Genomic DNA, 1,761 nt, shown 5'->3' with positions numbered 1-1,761 from the left:
AAACCCGACATGCCAGCCATAGATTTGCGCCAGCAATCCGCACGCGAGCGGACCGCCAATGGCACCGATATTGATACCGGTGCTGAAGATGACAAAACCCTGCGCCGGGCGTTCATCGCCCTTTGGATAAAGCTGCCCAACCTGCGATGCGATATTGCCTTTGAGCGCGCCAGAACCGAGGGTCAGCAAACCCAGAGCGATCAGAAAACTCTGATCCAGCGCCATCGCCGCATGGCCCGCCGTCATCAGCAGCACGCCGATAATCACGGTTCGCTTCGCACCTAGCCACCGGTCGGAAACCCAGCCACCAATCAAGGGCGTGAAATAGACCAGCCCAGCATAAAGCCCAAAGGTCTGCCCCGCTAGCGCGAGCGGCGACAGCGGGCCATATGCCCCCTCCAGCATGGAGCGATACCAGCCTATCCCCGCGATATTCTCGATATGGCCTGGCAGGAACAATTCCTGCGTCATATACAGCACCAGGAGCGACTGCATCCCGTAAAAGGAAAACCGCTCCCACGCCTCTGTGAATGATAAATACGCAAGCCCGCGCGGGTGGCCGAGAAATGTGGTGTCGGTTTGAGTGTCCGTTAAAGCAGCTTCACCCATAGAAAAATCGCTCTTCAACAATCTGCCCATCGCGCACGGTGTAGGTGGCGATTTCGCTGAATGGTTCGCGTTTGCCGGTGGCGCGGCCATTGGTGAGGCGGGTGATTTCCATGTCGATGAATAATGCGAATTGGTCGCCGGTGATGAACGGGCCATCAATCAGCACTTCGCTCATCGCATTGTCGTCAAGCCAGCGCTTCAATCTGGCAAGGGCGGCTGGCTTACCGGTTGCGACGGCTGGATCATTTGATCCGGATTTGGCTGGTTCAAGCGCGACAATATCGCTCGCCCAATATCGCTCCGCGGCGGTCAGCGTCTTGCCTGCTGCCATCAAAGCCGCATAATCTCTCGCAATTTCGGCAAGGCTTTGCATGGGAGACTCTCCGGCGTCTGGAAGGGATAGCCCGGCGGATGGCAGGTCGCAAAACCATCCGCCGGACTAGTTTTAGTCCCGGCGGATCGTATGAAGGGTCACATCATCCGCCGAGGCCAAGCTTTAAAGCTATCGGATTGTCGCTTCCTGCAGTGTCATTGAACCTTTGACCGTCCGGAATTTTGCCCGATTGCCGGATTCTGCATCCAGCTGCGCGTTGGTTCTTTTGTCAAAAGCTTCCCATTCCTTGTTACGCTTTTCACTTTCGGCTCCGCTCGGCCAATAGGGATAGGTCTGCGTCAGATACATATTTGGCTCGCCATCGCGTGCATCGACATTGAAGTAGATTTTATAATCGCTGATCCAGCCCTTGGACTTAGCAAAGTCCTGATTTTTCTTCCATTCACTTGCTAGATATTTGGCATAGGCCACCGTTCCACCATCCTGAATATAGATGCCAGTCATGGTCGTGTAATCACCGGCCACTAGCGGAAAATCATCTGCCATTGCGGGCGTGGATAGCGCGAGCGGCGCGGCAACGATTATGGCGGTGGCCATCATCATCCTTTTCATCAGTTTCATTCGTCTTCTCCTGTTAATTGCCGCCCCGGTATTGGGGCAGCGTCCGCAAAAATCGGTTTCCTAATTAGAGCCATATGAAGTCCGCTAATTGAACCATCCGGCCGTCATCGCCCCGCGAATGGGAGAGACTTCTCCGGCCATGTCGATTTTCAAAATATCCGCTGCGCTTTCTCCGCCGCGCAGCCGGGCCAGCCAGT

At 55.4% G+C, this 1,761-nt stretch carries 3 protein-coding genes; all 3 read right to left on the bottom strand.

Annotated elements, in window-relative coordinates; translation table 11 throughout:
- The coding region (locus V7680_RS15575; RefSeq protein WP_335654166.1) for an oligopeptide:H+ symporter at window positions 1–609 on the bottom strand (609 nt) is incomplete at its 3' end.
- A complete protein-coding gene (locus V7680_RS15570) occupies window positions 602–982 on the bottom strand; it encodes a nuclear transport factor 2 family protein (protein WP_335654165.1) in 381 nt (126 codons plus the stop codon). The genes V7680_RS15570 and V7680_RS15575, both read right to left, overlap by 8 nt.
- 129 nt (window positions 983–1,111) lie before the next feature.
- On the bottom strand, window positions 1,112–1,564 hold the full coding sequence (locus V7680_RS15565; protein ID WP_335654164.1) for a hypothetical protein: 453 nt from the start codon (window positions 1,562–1,564) through the stop codon (window positions 1,112–1,114).
- Window positions 1,565–1,761: the final 197 nt, after the last annotated feature.

The organism is Parasphingorhabdus sp. (assembly GCF_036963705.1).
Classification (GTDB): domain Bacteria; phylum Pseudomonadota; class Alphaproteobacteria; order Sphingomonadales; family Sphingomonadaceae; genus Parasphingorhabdus.
The sequence above is the reverse complement of the archived record's forward strand: the minus strand, read 5'-3'. Positions and strand labels throughout refer to the sequence as shown.

Coding starts and splice junctions, on each gene's coding strand:
- V7680_RS15565 (WP_335654164.1), bottom strand. CDS start 1,564: ATGAAACTGATGAAAAGGATGATGATGGCCACCGCCATAATCGTTGCC.
- V7680_RS15570 (WP_335654165.1), bottom strand. CDS start 982: ATGCAAAGCCTTGCCGAAATTGCGAGAGATTATGCGGCTTTGATGGCA.